The sequence below is a fragment of the Gymnodinialimonas sp. 202GB13-11 genome (assembly GCF_040932485.1).
Classification (GTDB): Bacteria; Pseudomonadota; Alphaproteobacteria; order Rhodobacterales; family Rhodobacteraceae; genus Gymnodinialimonas; species Gymnodinialimonas hymeniacidonis.
On the sequence record NZ_JBFRBH010000001.1, the window covers coordinates 1,207,699 to 1,223,499 of the forward strand.

Annotated in this window: 16 protein-coding genes; 7 read left to right on the forward strand and 9 right to left on the reverse strand. The window is 61.7% G+C overall.

The annotated features are described in order from the left end of the window. Nucleotides 1–90: 90 nt before the first annotated feature. The 5 genes from sciP to V8J81_RS06070 all read left to right on the forward strand — a co-directional run bounded on the left by sciP (nucleotide 91) and on the right by V8J81_RS06070 (nucleotide 5,943). On the forward strand, nucleotides 91–366 hold the full coding sequence (gene sciP / locus V8J81_RS06050; protein WP_368474851.1) for a CtrA inhibitor SciP: 276 nt from the start codon (nucleotides 91–93) through the stop codon (nucleotides 364–366). Nucleotides 367–476: 110 nt separating this feature from the next. Then, nucleotides 477–1,190 carry a response regulator transcription factor CtrA gene (gene ctrA / locus V8J81_RS06055; protein WP_368474852.1) on the forward strand — a complete coding sequence of 238 codons (714 nt, stop codon included), beginning with the start codon at nucleotides 477–479 and terminating at the stop codon, nucleotides 1,188–1,190. A 156-nt stretch (nucleotides 1,191–1,346) separates the two neighbouring features. Continuing rightward, nucleotides 1,347–3,602 (forward strand): NAD-dependent DNA ligase LigA, encoded by a 2,256-nt coding sequence (gene ligA / locus V8J81_RS06060; protein ID WP_368474853.1) that lies wholly within the window; start codon nucleotides 1,347–1,349, stop codon nucleotides 3,600–3,602. Continuing rightward, a complete protein-coding gene (gene recG, locus V8J81_RS06065; RefSeq protein ID WP_368474854.1) occupies nucleotides 3,595–5,697 on the forward strand; it encodes an ATP-dependent DNA helicase RecG in 2,103 nt (700 codons plus the stop codon). Before ligA ends, recG begins: the two co-directional genes overlap by 8 nt. A gap of 123 nt (nucleotides 5,698–5,820) precedes the next feature. Further along, complete coding sequence (locus V8J81_RS06070; protein WP_368474855.1) at nucleotides 5,821–5,943, forward strand: hypothetical protein; 123 nt, start codon at nucleotides 5,821–5,823, stop codon at nucleotides 5,941–5,943. A gap of 171 nt (nucleotides 5,944–6,114) precedes the next feature. Here the strand turns inward: V8J81_RS06070 and V8J81_RS06075 are convergent, their stop codons facing one another. Further along, nucleotides 6,115–6,567 carry an iron-sulfur cluster assembly scaffold protein gene (locus V8J81_RS06075; RefSeq protein WP_368474856.1) on the reverse strand — a complete coding sequence of 151 codons (453 nt, stop codon included), beginning with the start codon at nucleotides 6,565–6,567 and terminating at the stop codon, nucleotides 6,115–6,117. A 66-nt stretch (nucleotides 6,568–6,633) separates the two neighbouring features. On the opposite strand from V8J81_RS06075, the gene hisI reads away from it, so the two are divergent. After that, a complete protein-coding gene (gene hisI, locus V8J81_RS06080) occupies nucleotides 6,634–6,993 on the forward strand; it encodes a phosphoribosyl-AMP cyclohydrolase (RefSeq protein WP_368474857.1) in 360 nt (119 codons plus the stop codon). Nucleotides 6,994–7,069: 76 nt separating this feature from the next. Here the strand turns inward: hisI and gluQRS are convergent, their stop codons facing one another. From gluQRS to gyrA, 6 genes are read right to left on the reverse strand one after another with little or no spacing between them, the layout of a single operon-like run. Then, nucleotides 7,070–7,960 (reverse strand): tRNA glutamyl-Q(34) synthetase GluQRS, encoded by an 891-nt coding sequence (gene gluQRS / locus V8J81_RS06085; RefSeq protein ID WP_368474858.1) that lies wholly within the window; start codon nucleotides 7,958–7,960, stop codon nucleotides 7,070–7,072. After that, the gene (locus V8J81_RS06090; RefSeq protein WP_368474859.1) at nucleotides 7,957–8,553 is read right to left on the reverse strand and encodes a class I SAM-dependent DNA methyltransferase; all 597 of its coding nucleotides are present in this window, start codon (nucleotides 8,551–8,553) and stop codon (nucleotides 7,957–7,959) included. The genes gluQRS and V8J81_RS06090 overlap by 4 nt, the downstream gene beginning before the upstream one ends. A 39-nt stretch (nucleotides 8,554–8,592) precedes the next feature. Continuing rightward, the gene (gene trmFO, locus V8J81_RS06095) at nucleotides 8,593–9,945 is read right to left on the reverse strand and encodes a methylenetetrahydrofolate--tRNA-(uracil(54)-C(5))-methyltransferase (FADH(2)-oxidizing) TrmFO (protein WP_368474860.1); all 1,353 of its coding nucleotides are present in this window, start codon (nucleotides 9,943–9,945) and stop codon (nucleotides 8,593–8,595) included. Between the two features lie 9 nt (nucleotides 9,946–9,954). Next, nucleotides 9,955–10,332, reverse strand: a complete 378-nt coding sequence (locus V8J81_RS06100) for a DoxX family protein (protein WP_368474861.1) — start codon at nucleotides 10,330–10,332, stop codon at nucleotides 9,955–9,957. Beyond that, nucleotides 10,325–10,528: a hypothetical protein gene (locus V8J81_RS06105; RefSeq protein ID WP_368474862.1), complete on the reverse strand. Its 204-nt coding sequence runs from the start codon at nucleotides 10,526–10,528 to the stop codon at nucleotides 10,325–10,327. The genes V8J81_RS06100 and V8J81_RS06105 overlap by 8 nt, the downstream gene beginning before the upstream one ends. Next, entirely contained in the window at nucleotides 10,525–13,299 is a 2,775-nt protein-coding gene (gyrA, locus tag V8J81_RS06110) for a DNA gyrase subunit A (protein ID WP_368474863.1), read from the reverse strand. The genes V8J81_RS06105 and gyrA overlap by 4 nt, the downstream gene beginning before the upstream one ends. Nucleotides 13,300–13,498: 199 nt before the next feature. On the opposite strand from gyrA, the gene V8J81_RS06115 reads away from it, so the two are divergent. Beyond that, nucleotides 13,499–13,762 (forward strand): usg protein, encoded by a 264-nt coding sequence (locus V8J81_RS06115; RefSeq protein ID WP_368474864.1) that lies wholly within the window; start codon nucleotides 13,499–13,501, stop codon nucleotides 13,760–13,762. Nucleotides 13,763–13,771: 9 nt separating this feature from the next. On the opposite strand, the gene ocd is transcribed toward V8J81_RS06115, so the two are convergent. Together ocd and rocF are read right to left on the reverse strand one after the other, a co-directional pair. Further along, on the reverse strand, nucleotides 13,772–14,824 hold the full coding sequence (gene ocd / locus V8J81_RS06120) for an ornithine cyclodeaminase (RefSeq protein ID WP_368474865.1): 1,053 nt from the start codon (nucleotides 14,822–14,824) through the stop codon (nucleotides 13,772–13,774). Further along, on the reverse strand, nucleotides 14,821–15,756 hold the full coding sequence (gene rocF, locus V8J81_RS06125) for an arginase (protein WP_439649875.1): 936 nt from the start codon (nucleotides 15,754–15,756) through the stop codon (nucleotides 14,821–14,823). Before rocF ends, ocd begins: the two co-directional genes overlap by 4 nt. Nucleotides 15,757–15,801: the final 45 nt, after the last annotated feature.

Genomic DNA, 15,801 nt, shown 5'->3' on the forward strand with positions numbered 1-15,801 from the left:
AAGCCGAGACATCTCAAGGCGTGCTTACTTGATCTTAAGCCTCGTCGGTCACAGTGCCCGTGACCCAAGAACAAGACCTTTGAGGCCGAGATGTACATTCGAAAAATCCAGGGGCCCCATGCGGTGACCCTGCCAGATGGCTCAACCATGACCCGATCAGATCTGCCGTCGGCCAAGACCACAAGGTGGGTGGCCAGCCGGAAAGCGGCGGTCGTTCATGCCGTGGATCACGGCCTGATGACGTCGGAAGAAGCGATTCGCACCTATTCGCTATCGAAAGAGGAATTGGAAAGCTGGCGAATGGCGGTTTCAAAACACGGAGAAAAAGCCTTGAAAACAACGGCTCTCCAGAAGTTTCGCGAATAAAGGACAAAAGAAAAGTGATCTTTTGGAGAAATAGCGCCGAGCCGGTAACGTGTAATTAACCATTTCAACGAAGAGTGGAGTTAACAAACGAGATCAATTGGAGAGAGCTGATGCGGGTTCTGCTAGTCGAAGACGATCCTACCACATCGCGCAGCATCGAAATGATGCTGAAACACGCGAACCTGAATGTCTATTCCACCGACCTCGGGGAAGAGGGGATGGATCTGGCAAAGCTCTACGACTACGACATCATCCTTCTGGATCTGAACCTGCCGGACGTGTCTGGCCACGAGGTTCTGCGCCATCTGCGCACCGCTCGGGTGGAAACGCCCATCCTGATCCTCTCTGGCCTCGATGACCCCGAAAACAAGCTGAAGGGTTTTGGCTTCGGCGCAGACGATTACCTGACCAAACCATTCCACCGCGAAGAGTTGGTGGCCCGCATCCATGCCATCATCCGCCGCTCCAAAGGCCATGCGCAATCGGTGATCGAAACCGGACGCATTTCCGTCAATCTCGATGCAAAGACCGTTGATGTCGAAGGGGCGCCAGTGCACCTGACGGGCAAGGAATACCAAATGCTCGAACTGCTTTCGCTCCGTAAAGGAACGACGCTGACGAAAGAGATGTTTTTGAACCATCTTTATGGCGGCATGGACGAGCCTGAGCTCAAAATCATCGACGTGTTCATCTGCAAGTTGCGCAAGAAGCTGTCTGAGGCAACGGGCGGCGACACGTATATCGAAACGGTGTGGGGCCGCGGATATGTGTTGCGCGATCCCGTGCCACAGACCCAGCAGATGGACATGGCCGCGACCGGCTGAACTGACTTCCCTGCAGTGCTACCGAAAAACGGCCCTGGGCATTTGCCGAGGGTCGTCTTTCGTTGAGTACATCGCGAGCAGCGTCCCGTCACTCTGGACCATCGCCGCCCTGCGACCTACACCGATGGGTGGAGGCATTGATCGGGGGATTTGGCCATGTCGAAACAAACCGATGCAGCAAAGGAGGGGGTGCAGCAATTGGATGCGGCAGCCGCCAAAGTGCGCCTTGCTGAACTGGCCAAGGCTCTAGGTGCCGCGAATGCTGCCTATTATCAAGATGATGCGCCAGACTTAAGCGACGCCGAATATGACGCGCTCAAACGGGAAAACGCAGCGCTGGAGGCCCGCTTTCCCGATCTGAAGCGCCCCGATAGCCCGACTGAACAAGTTGGGGCTGCCCCCTCCGCTGGCTTCTCCAAAATCACTCATTCACAGCGAATGCTGTCCCTGTCGAACGCCTTTGACGCTTCCGATGTGCAGGACTTTGTAGGCGGCATTCGCCGTTACCTCGGGCTTGGCGACAACGCTCCCTTGCCGTTCACCGCAGAGCCAAAGATCGACGGCCTCTCCCTCTCGCTGCGCTATGAGAACGGAACCCTTGTCCACGCCGCCACCCGCGGCGACGGCACGACCGGCGAAAACGTGACCTCCAATGCCCGCACGATCAGCGACATCCCGACGACCCTGAGCGGAGCACCCGAAATCCTCGAAGTTCGGGGCGAAGTCTACATGTCTCACGCCGACTTTGCGGCCCTTAACGCACGGCAGGAGGACGCTGGCGACAAGACCTTTGCAAACCCGCGCAATGCGGCTGCGGGATCGCTGCGGCAACTCGATCCGGCCATCACCAAGTCGCGCCCGCTGAGATTTTTCGCCTATGCGTGGGGCGAGGTGAGCGTGCCGCTAGCCGAGACACAGACAGACGCTCTTGCCCGGCTTGAAGCGCTCGGGTTCCAGATCAACGACCGTACCAAAACCTGCGACAGCGGCGAGGAGATGCTGGCGCATTACGCCAGAATCGAGGAGGAGCGGGCTGACCTCGGCTATGACATCGACGGCGTTGTCTACAAGGTCGACGATCTGTCTTATCAGCGCCGTCTGGGTATGCGCTCAACCACGCCGCGTTGGGCTATTGCGCATAAATTCCCGGCCGAACTGGCCTGGACTTCGCTTGAGGGTATCGACATTCAGGTCGGCCGCACCGGTGCGCTTAGTCCCGTAGCCCGCCTCAAGCCCGTGACGGTCGGAGGCGTCGTCGTTTCAAACGCGACGCTCCACAATGAGGATTATATCGCGGGCCGCGATGCAAATGGCGCGCCTATCCGCAATGGCAAAGACATTCGCATTGGCGACACCGTGCAGATCTACCGGGCAGGCGATGTGATCCCGAAGGTTGCGGACGTCGACCTGTCGAAGCGGCCCGCAACCGCAGAGCCCTACGCATTCCCCACCGCGTGTCCGCAATGCGAAAGCCAAGCGATCCGCGAAGAAGGGGACGCCGTGCGGCGCTGCACGGGTGGTCTCATCTGCCCCGCGCAGGCTGTAGAGAAGCTCAAGCATTTCGTCTCTCGCGCTGCCTTTGATATTGAGGGGCTCGGGGCCAAGCAGGTGGAGGCCTTCCATACGGACGGCTGGATCAAGGAACCTGCCGACATCTTCACCCTGCGTGAGCGGTTTGGGCAGGGCCTTCAACAGCTCAAGAACCGCGAGGGATGGGGCGAAAAATCGGCGGAAAACCTGTTCCAGGCGATTGAAGAAAAGCGCGAGATTGCTCTGGCCCGTCTGATCTTCGCGTTGGGCATTCGTCATGTGGGTGAAGTCGCCGCCGCTGATCTGGCGCGCCACTATACAAGTTGGGACGCGCTGGCCGAAACAGTCGACAAGGCAGCCCCCGCCGCCACGGCCCATCGCGCTGCCGAAGAGGCCATTGTGGCCGAACGTGCCAAAGCCGCCGACGAAGGCCGCCGCGCTAATCTGTCCGCCGCAAGGGATGCGGCCTGGGCCGACACACAACCCGAGGCGAAGGCCGCTTGGGACGATCTGATCGGCATCGACGGCATCGGCGCTACCGTTGCCGTGTCGCTTGTGACCACGTTCCAGCAAGCGACGGAGCGCGCCTCCATCGACCGCCTCGTCGCCATGCTCACCCCGACCGCGCCGGAGACGCGCGCAACCGACAGCCCGGTTGCGGGCATGACCGTCGTCTTCACGGGAAGCCTCGAAAAGATGACCCGCGCCGAAGCCAAGGCGCGCGCCGAAAGCCTTGGGGCCAAGGTGTCGGGCAGTGTCTCCGCCAAGACGGACCTGTTGGTTGCAGGCCCCGGGGCCGGGTCAAAGGCCACGAAGGCGGCGGAACTGGGGATCGAGACCATCGACGAAGATGGCTGGCTGGCGCTGGTGGGCGATGGCTGATCAACCCGCGAAAGGCCGGCCAGAGCTGCTGTTCCCGCTGTTTGCCGGGCTTGAAACGTTGGATGGTGTGGGCCCGAAAACAGCCAAGCATTATGCCGGGATCGGTGTGGAGACGCCCAAGGACCTGATCCTGACCTTGCCCTCCGGTGGCCTTGACCGAACCCGCCGCGCGTCCATTCGCGATGTGCCCTTGCCGGGGCTTGCAACCGTTGAAGTGACTATTGGCAAGCACCACAAACCACGTGGGCGCGGGCCGTACCGGGTGGATGTCGAGGACGCGCAAACCGCCTTTCAGCTCGTGTTCTTCCATGCGCGTGGCGACTATCTTGAACGCCAGCTGCCAGTGGGCAGCAGACGGGTCGTGTCGGGTAAGGTAGAGCTTTACGATGGCATCGCGCAAATGGCGCACCCCGATCACATGCTGCCGCCCGAAGAGGCTGCTGAGATCCCCGCCTTTGAGCCTGTTTATCCGCTCGCCCAAGGCTTGACGCAGCGCGGCGTCTACAAGGCGATGTCCTCCGCACTTGCACGCGTGGAATATCTGGGGGAGTGGATCGACCTCGATCTACGCAAGGAAAAAAAATGGCCCTCCTGGGCGGATGCCATTGCCGAGGTTCATGCGCCCAAAAGTGCGGCCGACCTGAGCCGTGCCACGTCCGCCCGCGAACGTCTCGCCTATGATGAGCTCTTCGCCCATCAACTTACGCTATCCCTGGCGCGCGCGCATCGGCGCAAAAAGCCGGGCATCGTGACGGCAAGCGAGGGGCATCTGCGGTCGAAGGTTCTGGCCAGCTTGCCCTATGCCCCGACGGGTGCGCAGACCCGTGCGATCCTTGAGATCACCGATGATATGGAGCGTCCGCACCGGATGAACCGCCTGCTGCAAGGCGATGTGGGGGCGGGCAAAACCCTTGTGGCCTTCATGGCGCTGCTGACGGCGGTGGAGGCAGGAGGGCAGGGCGTGATGATGGCGCCGACCTCCATCCTTGCGGGGCAGCATTACCTGAACCTCAAACCGCTTTCCGATGAGGCTGGGGTGGTCTGTGCAATCCTGACCGGCGCGGATAAGGGCAGGGAGCGGAAGGCCAAGCTCGAAGCCCTCAAGCGCGGTGACATCCACATTCTTGTGGGCACCCACGCCGTTTTTCAGGACGATGTGGCGTTCGCCGATCTGCGTCTGGCCGTTGTCGATGAACAGCATCGCTTTGGTGTGCGGGAACGAGTGCGGCTCAGCCAGAAGGGGGAGGCGCTGGATGTGCTGGTGATGACCGCCACGCCGATCCCCCGCACGCTTAGTCTTGCGCAATATGGTGATATGGATGTGTCCGTGCTGGATGAAAAGCCGCCCGGGCGGACGCCCGTGAAGACGGCCCTCGTCTCAACCGCACGGATAGACGAAGTGGTCGCCCGCCTGCGCAAAGCGTTTGAGGAGGGGCGGCAGGTCTACTGGGTCTGCCCGTTGGTTGAGGAAAGCGAGGTCTACGACGCGACCGCCGCCGAGGAGCGCTTCAAGATGCTGCGCGCGGCCTTGGGTGATGATGTGGTGGCATTGGTCCATGGTCAAATGCCGCCGGCGGACAAAGATGCCATCATGGCCCGCTTCAAAGCGGGCGAGACACGGGTGCTGGTCGCCACAACGGTGATCGAGGTCGGGGTGGATGTCCCCAATGCCTCCATCATGGTGATCGAACAGGCCGAGATTTTCGGGCTGTCCACCTTGCACCAGTTGCGGGGTCGCGTGGGGCGTGGATCGGCGGAAAGCACCTGCCTTTTGATGTTTCGCGAGCCTTTGGGAGAAACCGCCCGTCGCCGTCTGCAAGTTATGCGGGAGACCGAAGATGGCTTCCGCATTGCCGAGGAGGATCTCGCGATCCGCGGGGCAGGGGATTTGATTGGAACCGCGCAATCGGGTCTCCCTCGTTTCCGCATCGCAGACTTGGAGGAACAGAGCGCATTGCAGGCGCTGGCGCAGAAGGATGCGCGCGCTCTGCTTGCCCTTGATCCCGACCTTGCGGGCGCGCGCGGGCACTCTGCTCGCGTCCTTCTGTGGTTGATGGAACAGGACAAGGCGATCCGCCTACTCGGGGTCGGTTAAGCACCCGAAAGGAGAACAAACCGCGTTTTGTTCTCAAATGTTCTCAAAAAGTTCTTTACAATTTTATCGAGGCATGAGAACAAAGCATCAACAAGACGTTAACCAAGCCCTTCGGAGGTCGCCATGATCCACCAAGCCACTCAGATCCTCGCACGCTCGCGCAACACGCTGATGTATGATCTGGCCGGTGTTGTGGCTTTGGCGGCAATCACGGTCGGAATGCTGTTCCTGCCGGGGGCCATTTAACGCCTTACCTGTTTCTGCCTGCGGTCCATTTCGGGTTTCGGCATAAGCGACTTGTCCCCGCTTTTGCCATTCTGACACCCCTTAGCTCCCTGCCTCGGAGCGCCTCGGATACGCATTCCTCCGCCGCCACCCAGCCCCGGGTGTGCGGCGGTTTTTTTGTGGATGATCGGATTAGGCGCAGGCGGCGCGCTCGGCCTCGGCCATCGCCTCGGTCGTGGCCTCGAGGGCCAAAAGGATTGAGGCATGGCGGTTGCGATACTCACGGGCCGGTTCCAGCACTTCATATCCTTCAAACGGCGTACTCGGCACCGGGCCGCCATCTTTCAGCATCGCACGCAGGCTGTCGCGCGCGCCCTCGATCTCGGCGCGGCTGCGGCCAATCACGTTTTGTCCGAGAATGGCGGCGGAGGCTTGGCCCAAGGCGCAAGCCTTCACATCTTGCCCGAAGCGCGAGATCACGCCGTTATCCATGTCCAGATCAACAGTCACGGTTGAGCCGCACAAAGGCGCGCGCTTCTTGACGCTGGCCTGGGGCGCGTCCAGCCGCCCGCGATGCGGAATATCTGCAGCCAGTGCAAGAATGCGCTGGGAATAGAGCTTGATCAGATCGCTGTCGCTGGCCATGGCTTTGCCTTTCGGAACGTCCTCCCATAGGTAGCGGCGGACAATTGATTTGCAAAGAGGTGCGACATGGCGGCCTTCGATCCGGCAACGCTGCGCTATGATGCCAACGGGTTGATCCCTTGCATCGCGCAACAGGAGGGGACCGGTGAGGTTCTGATGATGGCGTGGATGAATGCCGAGGCTGTGGCGAAAACGCTGGAGACGAAGCGCGTCACGTATTGGAGCCGCTCGCGCCAAGCGTTCTGGATCAAAGGGGAGACCTCTGGTCACACGCAGGCGCTGGTCGATTTGCGCGTGGATTGCGACAGGGACTGCCTGTTGGCCATTGTCGATCAGGTGGGGGCGGCGTGCCACACGAACCGTCGGGTGTGTTTCTACACAGCCATTCAGGATGGCGAGGAAGTGGAATTGATGAAGCCGGAGTGAAGCTTCGTCCGGCGCGCAGGCGCGCGATGGGTGCGCTGCGCCCAAACCTCCGAGGTATCTTCAAAAAAAGAAGGTGTCAAAGGCCTACCATCGCCCGGATATCGGCAGGCGTGGCCCCATCGGCGCGGTATTTCGAAATCGCACGCGCATCGTCGCGCTTGGCAAGGCGCTTGCCCTGATCATCCCGGATCAGGCGGTGATGATGGTAGATCGGCGTTGGAAGGCGCAGGAGCTTTTGCAGGATCACGTGAATTTTCGTGGCTTCGAACAGATCGGCACCGCGCACCACATGCGTCACGCCTTGGGTCGCATCGTCCAGCACAACGGACAGGTGATAGGACGTGCCGAAATCCGGACGGGCCAGCGCGATGTCACCGATGGTGGCGATGGCCTCTTCCACCGTGAAGGCGATGTCACCGCGCAGCCCGGGTCCTGTTTCCTGGAAGCCGAACACAGCCCCTCCGACGCGGGGTTCGGCAAGATGAATAAAGTGCGCGTCCAATAGCAGGCGCAGCGCGGCATTCTCAGGCATGGGCGGCATGGGCGTTCCATGGTTGGGATGCGGCGGTTTGGCGTGGCGGCAGGTGCCGGGATAGATCAGGCCGTCCGGCCCGGCGCGCGGCTCCGCCCCTTCCTGCGGCGCTGACAGGGCAGCCTGAATATCACGGCGGGTGCAGTTGCAAGGGTAAAGGAAACCGCGCTGCCATAGGTCCTCAAGCACGGTGCGGTAGGTCTCCAGCCGATCCGATTGGCTCAGAACCGGCTCCTCCCAACGCAGGCCAAGCCAATGCAGGTCGTCGTAGATCTGCGCCTCCCATTCCGGCTTGGAACGCTGACCGTCGATATCCTCGATCCGAAGCAGGAATGTCCCGCCCTCGGCCATCGCCATGTCATGGGCTAGCATCGCGGAAAACGCATGGCCCAGATGCAGCGGCCCCGTGGGCGAAGGCGCGAAGCGGGTGATCACGATTTGCGCAGGATATAGATGGAGGACTTCATGTCCTTGCCCGGCAGGTGGTCGCCGTAGGCTTCGTGGATCAAGGTCGCTTTTTCTTGGGCCTTGGCGAGCGCGTCCATGTAGCTTTGATCGGCAAGCGTGGCGTCGTTGTAGCTGAAGCCCAGAAGGCCATTTGAGGGGAGGGCGTCTAGCAAAGTGTGCAGCGTGTCAGCGGGGGCGGCCCCTAGGCTGACGACGCCGATGGCGGCGATGATGGCATAGCCCTCGGGCGGCGCATCCCCAGGTTGGCCAGCCCATGTCTTGCGGTACGCGCCTGTGTCTTGGGCCTTTTCCAGCATCTCTGGCGTGATGTCGGTGCCGTCGATGGTGGTGAAGCCCTGCGCCGCCAATGCCATGCCCGAAAGTCCGGTGCCGCAGCCGAAATCCAAAAGTGGTGCGGAGAGATCCGGCGCGGCCGCGGCCAGTGCTTTGGCGAGGCGTGCGGGCGTGGCATAGCCCGCGCCTTGCACGTCGGTGTCGTAGGTCGCTGCCCAATCGCGGTAGATTTCGCGGGTTTCTTCGGGCGAGCGCGGGGTCCAGAGCGGTTTGTCGAATGTGGCCATGGGCGGGACGTTAACCGCGTGATGGCCGGTGCGTCCAGATCACTCGGCGGCCTGCGCCTGAGGGCCAAGCCAATCTTGCCAATCGGACTTGGCGCGGTCGGTGTAGGCCTTGTAGCGATCCTTGCGGCCACGCCGTCCGCCTTTGAGGCCTTCGACCGGTGGGAACAGGCCGAAATTTACGTTCATCGGCTGGAAGGTCTTGGCCTCCGCTCCGCCGGTGATGTGGGTGACAAGCGCGCCCATGGCGGTGGTGTTCGGCACCGGGGCGAGGGCGTGGCCGTGATGTTCAGCGGCGGCCATGCGCCCGGCGAGCAGACCCATGGAGGCGCTCTCAACATAGCCTTCGACGCCGGTGATCTGGCCTGCGAAGCGGATATGCGGTTTAGAGCGCAGGCGCATCTGATCATCCAGCAGCGTGGGCGAGTTGATGAAGGTGTTGCGATGGATGCCGCCAAGGCGCGCGAAAGAGGCCTCTTCAAGCCCCGGAATCATAGCAAAAACAGCTTTTTGCGCGCCGTACTTCATCTTGGTCTGGAAGCCCACGATGTTGTAGAGCGTCCCAAGCGCATTGTCGCGGCGGAGCTGGACGACGGCCCAGGCCTTGGTCTGCGGATCATGCGGATTGGTCAGTCCCACGGGTTTCATCGGGCCGTGGCGGAGCGTTTCGCGGCCGCGCTCGGCCATGACCTCGATAGGTAGGCAGCCGTCGAAATAGGTGGCGGTCTCGCCTTCCTTGAACTCGGTCTTGTCGGCTTCGAGGAGTGCGTCGATGAAGGCCTCGTATTGGTCCTTCGTCATTGGGCAGTTGATATAGGCTTCGCGTTCTTCCTGCGTGTCGCCTTTGTCGTAGCGGGATTGCCGCCAAGCAACGTCCATATTGATCGTGTCGGCGTAAACGATGGGCGCGATGGCGTCGAAGAAGGCGAGACTTTCCTGTCCGGCTTCATCGGCGATGGCTTGGGCCAGCGCGCCGCCGGTCAGCGGGCCGGTGGCGATGATGGTCTGGCCGCTGTCGGGCAGGGCGGTGATCTCATCCGCGACGATTTCGATATTCGGATGGGCGCGGAGTTTGGCAGTGACGGCCTCGGCAAAGGGATCGCGGTCCACGGCCAGCGCGCCACCCGCGGGGAGTTTGTGGTCGTCGGCTGTCGTCATAATGACCGAGCCTGCCGCGCGCATCTCCCAATGCAATAGGCCCACAGCGTTTTGCTCATCGTCGTCGGAGCGGAAGGAGTTGGAGCACACCATCTCCGCCAAATTGCCAGTGCGATGGGCGAAGGTTTCGACCTTAGGGCGCATCTCGATGATGCGGACCTTGAGGCCAGCGTTTGCGGCCTGCCATGCGGCCTCGGACCCGGCCATGCCGCCGCCGATGATGGTGAGATCTGTCATGGGGGGGATTTAGGCGCTCAAACGGCCAAGGGAAAGGGCGAAGCGACCGGGGCCATGGGCGGCGAGCATCAGGTAGCCGCCTGCGATGACCCAGTTCTTGAAGGCGATGGTCATCTGCCAGGGGTCATCCATGAGGATGTGGAAGGTGCTGGTGACGACGCAATACCCGGCGGCAAGGATGGCGAGGGGGCGCGTGGCGAAGCCGAGGGCGATGCCGATGCCGGCGATGGTGGTGAAAATGGCGGCGGGCCAGATGAGCCAGCCGGGCAGGGCGGCGAGCGCAAGGAGGGCTTGCGCCTCGGTCGGAGAGGCCAGCTTTTGCGCCGTGCCCGCCAGCATGAGGGCCGCGAGGAGGAGGCGGCCGAGGAGCGCGAGTAGATCAGCCACGGTTTTCGAGGCTGTTAGCGATGCGTTCCAGAGCCGCGACCTGCCGTTCGTGCAGTTCGATCTGGCGCTGCTGGTTGGCAGCGATCTGTTCGTTCGTCGCCTGCACGTTGCGCCCCCGGCGCAGGCCGAGGGCAAACATGATCGTCACAATGGCAATGAACGCGAGGGCGGCGTAGACAAGAACGTCTTCGTTCATTCTGCGTCGGCCTCACCGTCCGTTTCGCCGCCTTCGATCACCTCGGCATCCTCATCCCCCTGGTCGGCGATATAGGCGACCGAGACGACTTCTTCACCTTTGCCGGTGTTGAACACTTTCACGCCGCCCGCAGACCGCGAGCGGAAGGAGATGCCGTCGATGGGCACGCGGATCGACTGGCCCTTGGAGGTCGCGAGCATGATCTGATCGTCGAGATCGACAGGGAAGCTTGCCACCAGATCGCCGCCGCGCATCGCCTTGTCCATGGCCATCACGCCTTGGCCGCCACGTCCGCGCACGGGGTAGTCGTGGGACGAGGACAGTTTGCCTGCGCCACCTGAGGTAATGGTCAGGATCAGATCTTCCGCGGCCGACATCTCGGCATAGCGTTCCTGAGACAACTGGCCCTCGGCTACTTCCTCCTCTTCTGGATCAACCTCTTCCTCAGGCGCGCCGGCCATTAGGCGGCGTTGCTTGAGGTAGGCGGCGCGTTCCGAGGCTTCCGCATCGAAGTGGCGGATGATGGACATCGAGACGACTTCGTCGCCCTCGGCCAGTTTCACACCGCGCACACCGGTGGAGGCGCGGGAGTTGAAGACGCGCACATCCGTCGCCGGGAAGCGGATCGCGCGGCCTTTCTTGGTGACCAGCATCACGTCGTCGTCGTTCGAGGCGATGCGCGCGTTGATCATGCGCCAGCCTTCGCTTTCGCCTTCGAATTTCATGGCGATCTTGCCGTTTCGCATGACATTAGCGAAATCCGACAGCGCGTTGCGGCGCACGGTGCCACGGTCGGTACAGAACACAACCTGCAATTCGTCCCAATGATCCTCGTCCCGGTCCACGGGCATGATCGCCGCGATGCCGGTGCCGATCTCGATGGGCAGGATGTTCACGATGGCCTTGCCACGGCTGCTGCGTGAGCCCTGCGGCAGGCGCCATGTCTTGAGTTTGTAAACCATGCCGGAGGTGGTGAAGAACAGAAGCGGCGTGTGGGTGTTGGCGACAAACAGGCTTGTCACAACGTCGTCGTCCTTCATCGACCCACCCGACAGCCCCTTGCCGCCCCGCTTCTGGGCGCGGAAATCGGCCAAGGGCGTGCGCTTGATGTAGCCGCCCTGGGTGATCGTCACGACCATATCTTCGCGCTCGATCAGGTCCTCGTCTTCCATGTCGCCGGACCAATCGACGATCTCCGTGCGGCGGTCGACGGCGAATCTCTCGCGCACTTCAGCGAGTTCGCCAGATATGATTTCGAGGATACGTTCACGCGAGGCGAGGATGGCGAGATATTCCTTGATCTTGCCCGCCAGTTCTTCGAGTTCGTCGGTGACCTCTTTCACACCCAGTTGGGTCAGGCGTTGCAGGCGCAGCTCAAGGATCGCGCGGGCCTGTGTCTCAGACAGGTTATAGGTGCCGTCTTCATTGGCCTTGTGGGTCGGGTCATCAATCAGCTTGATGAACGGCAGGATTTCCTCGGCCGGCCAACGGCGCTCCATGAGCTTGGCGCGGGCTTCGGCCGCATCGGCGGAGGCGCGGATGGTGCGCACCACTTCGTCGACGTTCGACACCGCCACGGCCAGACCGCAGAGCACATGGGCCCGGTCGCGAGCTTTGCGCAGCTCAAACGCGGTGCGGCGTGCCACGACTTCTTCACGGAAGTCGAGGAAGGCGGTCAGGAAGCCGCGCAATGTAAGCTGCTCGGGTTTGCCGCCGTTCAGGGCAAGCATGTTGCACCCAAAGCTGGTCTGCATCTGCGTGAAGCGGAAAAGTTGGTTCAGCACCACCTCGGGTGTGGCGTCACGCTTCAACTCGATCACCACGCGCACGCCGATCCGGTCGGATTCGTCCGCCACACCGGAAATGCCGTCGATCTTCTTTTCGCGGACCAGTTCGGCGATGCGTTCGATCATGGACGCCTTGTTCACCTGATAAGGGATCTCGTCGATGACGATGGCGTAGCGGTCCTTGCGGATTTCCTCGGTCCGCGTCTTGGCGCGAATAATGACCGACCCGCGCCCCTCCAGATAGGCTTTCCGCGCGCCGGAGCGGCCGAGGATGATCCCGCCCGTGGGGAAATCCGGGGCAGGGACGTATTCGATGAGCTCTTCTGACGACAGATCCGGATTTTCGATCAGCGCCTGACAGGCGTCGATCACCTCACCCAGATTGTGCGGCGGGATGTTGGTGGCCATGCCCACCGCAATGCCGCCCGCGCCGTTGACCAGCATATTCGGGAAGCGCGAGGGCAAGACGCTCGGTTCCTGCTGCTTGCCATCATAGTTGTCGACGAAATCGACCGTGTCCTTGTCGATATCGGCCAGGATGAAGGCTGCGGGCGCGTCCATGCGCACCTCGGTATAGCGCATGGCCGCCGGGTTATCGCCGTCCATGGAGCCGAAATTGCCCTGTCCGTCGAGTAGCGGCAGCGACATGGAGAAATCTTGCGCCATCCGCACCAGCGCGTCGTAAATCGCGCTATCGCCATGCGGGTGGTATTGGCCCATCACATCGCCCACGGGGCGCGCCGACTTGCGGTAGCTTTTGTCGTGGGTGTTTCCGGTTTCGTGCATCGCGAACAAGATGCGGCGATGCACCGGTTTCAACCCGTCGCGCAGATCGGGGATCGCGCGGGAGATGATTACCGACATCGCGTAGTCGATGAAGCTGGTCTTCATCTCCGCCGAGATGTCGATTGTGGGGCCGGAATATTCGGGCCGTTCAGGCAGGGTTTCGCCGCCGTCTTCGGGGGTGTCGGGAGTATCCGTCAAAGTCTCGCCTGTCCGCTGTGCTTTACGCTATATTTTGTTGCTGACAGCATACTCTGCCGCGACATCGGGTGCAATGGCGGGCGCACATTTTGGCAGCGCGGCATCACGTCTGCTAACAATTTGTTTTCTTTGATTATTAACGAATCCATCGCAGGCTGGAGATCGGAATGGGAGGGCAACGCAAAAGAGGTGCCGCAAAATGACCGAGACCGAGCTGATGTTGAAAGGATACGGGCTGACCACGGCGGAGATGATTTACAGGATGCCGGATTACCAAAACGTGCTGAACACGTTTGTCTGGCAGGACTATGATCTCGCCCCCGATTACCCGCGATTATTCGAGTTCATCGAATTCTGGCAGGACGAGATCGAAGGCCCGCTTCATACCGTGCGTTTCACCCACCGCAAGGTGATTGCGCCGGGTGAATGGCGCAATGTGACGGGTGAGTTTACGCTGCACTAGCGCCGGATTTCAGGGCCGGGCGCGTTGGACCATGCCGAAGAGGTCGCGTGGATCGTCTGGGTCGGCCAGCATGTCGAGCTGGTCGTACATGGCGTGGCGCGCGAGGGCTTCGCGCACATAGCGCAACGCACTGAAATCCTCAGTCGCGAATCCGACGCTGTCGAACAGCGTGATCTGCCGCGCATCTGTCCGGCCCGGGGCCTCCCCCCGGATCACCTGCCATAGCTCCGTCACCGGATGATCCTCTGGCAGTGCCTGTATCTCCCCCTCGATCCGCGTCTGGGGCGGATATTCCACGAAGATGTCGGAGCGCAGCAGGATGTCCCGGTGCAGCTCCGTCTTACCCGGACAATCGCCGCCAATCGCGTTCACATGCACGCCCGCACCCACCATGTTGTCGGTTAGGATGGTCGCGTATTGCTTGTCGGCGGTGCAGGTCGTGATGATTTGCGCGCCCTCCACGGCCTCTTCCGGAGAGGTGCAGGCCACGACCTTGAGACCCGACCCTTCAAGGTTCCGCACCGCCTTCGCCGTAGCGGCTGCGTCAATGTCGTAGAGCCGGACGGTTTCTACGCCGCAGACTGCTTTGAAGGCGAGGCACTGAAACTCCGACTGCGCGCCATTGCCGATCATGGCCATTACCGTCGCGCCTTTCGGGGCCAAGTGTTTAGCGACCATTGCACTGGTTGCCGCGGTGCGCAGGGCGGTCAGCACCGTCATTTCGGACAGCAGCACCGGATAGCCTGTGTCGACATCGGCGAGCAGGCCGAATGCTTGGACCGTTTGCAACCCGTCGCGTGTGTTTTTCGGATGCCCGTTTACGTATTTGAACGCGTAATGCGTGCCGTCCGAGGTCGGCATCAACTCGATCACGCCATCCGGCGAATGGGCGGCGACGCGTGGGGTTTTGTCGAACAACTCCCACCGTTTGAAATCAGCCTCAATGGCGTCGGAGAGTTCCACGAGCATCCGCTCCAGCCCGATCTCGTGGATCAGAGCCATCATGTTGGCGACGGAAACGAAGGGGACGAAGGCGCGCTCGGACGGGGCGGGCAGGGTCATGCGGCAAATCCTCCGGCATAGGGGCGGGTGGGGCGATCGAAGATCTTGCGGCCCATGAGGGAGGCCGTGAGTTCCACCATTAGTGAAGCCGTGCGCCCGCGTTCGTCGAGGAAGGGATTCAACTCCACGAGGTCGAGCGACGTGACGAGCCCGCTTTCATGCAGCATCTCCATCACCAGATGCGCTTCGCGGTAGGTTGCGCCGCCGGGAACGGTGGTGCCGACAGCGGGAGCTATGCTCGGGTCGAGGAAATCCACGTCGAACGAGACATGAAGCGCGCCGCGCGCCTCGGCAACGCGGGCCAGAAACGCGCGTAAGGGGGCTGCGATGCCATGTTCGTCTATAGCGCGCATGTCGTGCAGGTCCACCGGAAGACCCTCCAGCGCCTCTCGTTCCGGTGGATCGACGGAGCGCAGGCCCATCATGCAGACATTTTCCGCCGGGATCGGGGAAGGGACGGCGGGGAAGGCATCAAACCCCGGCTGTCCGGTCACATAGGCCACGGGGCAGCCGTGCAGATTGCCTGAGGTAGTTGTTTGCGGCGTGTTGAAATCCGTGTGGGCATCGAGCCAAAGCAAGAATTGCGGGCGACCCTGCGCCTTGGCATGGGCTGCGACGCCCGCGACGGTTCCCATGGACAGCGCATGATCGCCGCCCAGAAAGATCGGAAACCCTTCGCACATGGCGGCCTCGGCGGCGTGCATCAGCGCTTCGGTCCATCCAATTGTCTCGGGCAGGGCGTTCAGGTGCGGATGGTCGGCAATGTCGTTCGTTAAGGCGGCAACATTGCCTGTGTCATGCACGTTGATCCCAAGCTCACTCAAAGCCCGTGCCAATCCGGCAACCCGAAGTGCATCAGGCCCCATCAGACAGCCCTGCCGTGTCTTGCCACAATCCATCGGCGCGCCCACCAGAATGCAATCCATTGCCATCGTCCCTTCGCTGTTTCGCGTGCATCTTCCGTGCGAAACGGGGGA

What these genes read in the sequence shown, in the direction of transcription:
- hisI (WP_368474857.1), top strand. Translation starts at nt 6,634, where the DNA reads ATGGCGGCCTTCGATCCGGCAACGCTGCGCTATGATGCCAACGGGTTG.
- V8J81_RS06090 (WP_368474859.1), bottom strand. Translation starts at nt 8,553, where the DNA reads ATGGCCACATTCGACAAACCGCTCTGGACCCCGCGCTCGCCCGAAGAA.
- recG (WP_368474854.1), top strand. Translation starts at nt 3,595, where the DNA reads ATGGCTGATCAACCCGCGAAAGGCCGGCCAGAGCTGCTGTTCCCGCTG.
- rocF (WP_439649875.1), bottom strand. Translation starts at nt 15,756, where the DNA reads ATGGCAATGGATTGCATTCTGGTGGGCGCGCCGATGGATTGTGGCAAG.
- V8J81_RS06075 (WP_368474856.1), bottom strand. Translation starts at nt 6,567, where the DNA reads ATGGCCAGCGACAGCGATCTGATCAAGCTCTATTCCCAGCGCATTCTT.
- V8J81_RS06105 (WP_368474862.1), bottom strand. Translation starts at nt 10,528, where the DNA reads ATGAACGAAGACGTTCTTGTCTACGCCGCCCTCGCGTTCATTGCCATT.
- ligA (WP_368474853.1), top strand. Translation starts at nt 1,347, where the DNA reads ATGTCGAAACAAACCGATGCAGCAAAGGAGGGGGTGCAGCAATTGGAT.
- sciP (WP_368474851.1), top strand. Translation starts at nt 91, where the DNA reads ATGTACATTCGAAAAATCCAGGGGCCCCATGCGGTGACCCTGCCAGAT.
- V8J81_RS06070 (WP_368474855.1), top strand. Translation starts at nt 5,821, where the DNA reads ATGATCCACCAAGCCACTCAGATCCTCGCACGCTCGCGCAACACGCTG.
- V8J81_RS06115 (WP_368474864.1), top strand. Translation starts at nt 13,499, where the DNA reads ATGACCGAGACCGAGCTGATGTTGAAAGGATACGGGCTGACCACGGCG.
- trmFO (WP_368474860.1), bottom strand. Translation starts at nt 9,945, where the DNA reads ATGACAGATCTCACCATCATCGGCGGCGGCATGGCCGGGTCCGAGGCC.
- ocd (WP_368474865.1), bottom strand. Translation starts at nt 14,824, where the DNA reads ATGACCCTGCCCGCCCCGTCCGAGCGCGCCTTCGTCCCCTTCGTTTCC.
- ctrA (WP_368474852.1), top strand. Translation starts at nt 477, where the DNA reads ATGCGGGTTCTGCTAGTCGAAGACGATCCTACCACATCGCGCAGCATC.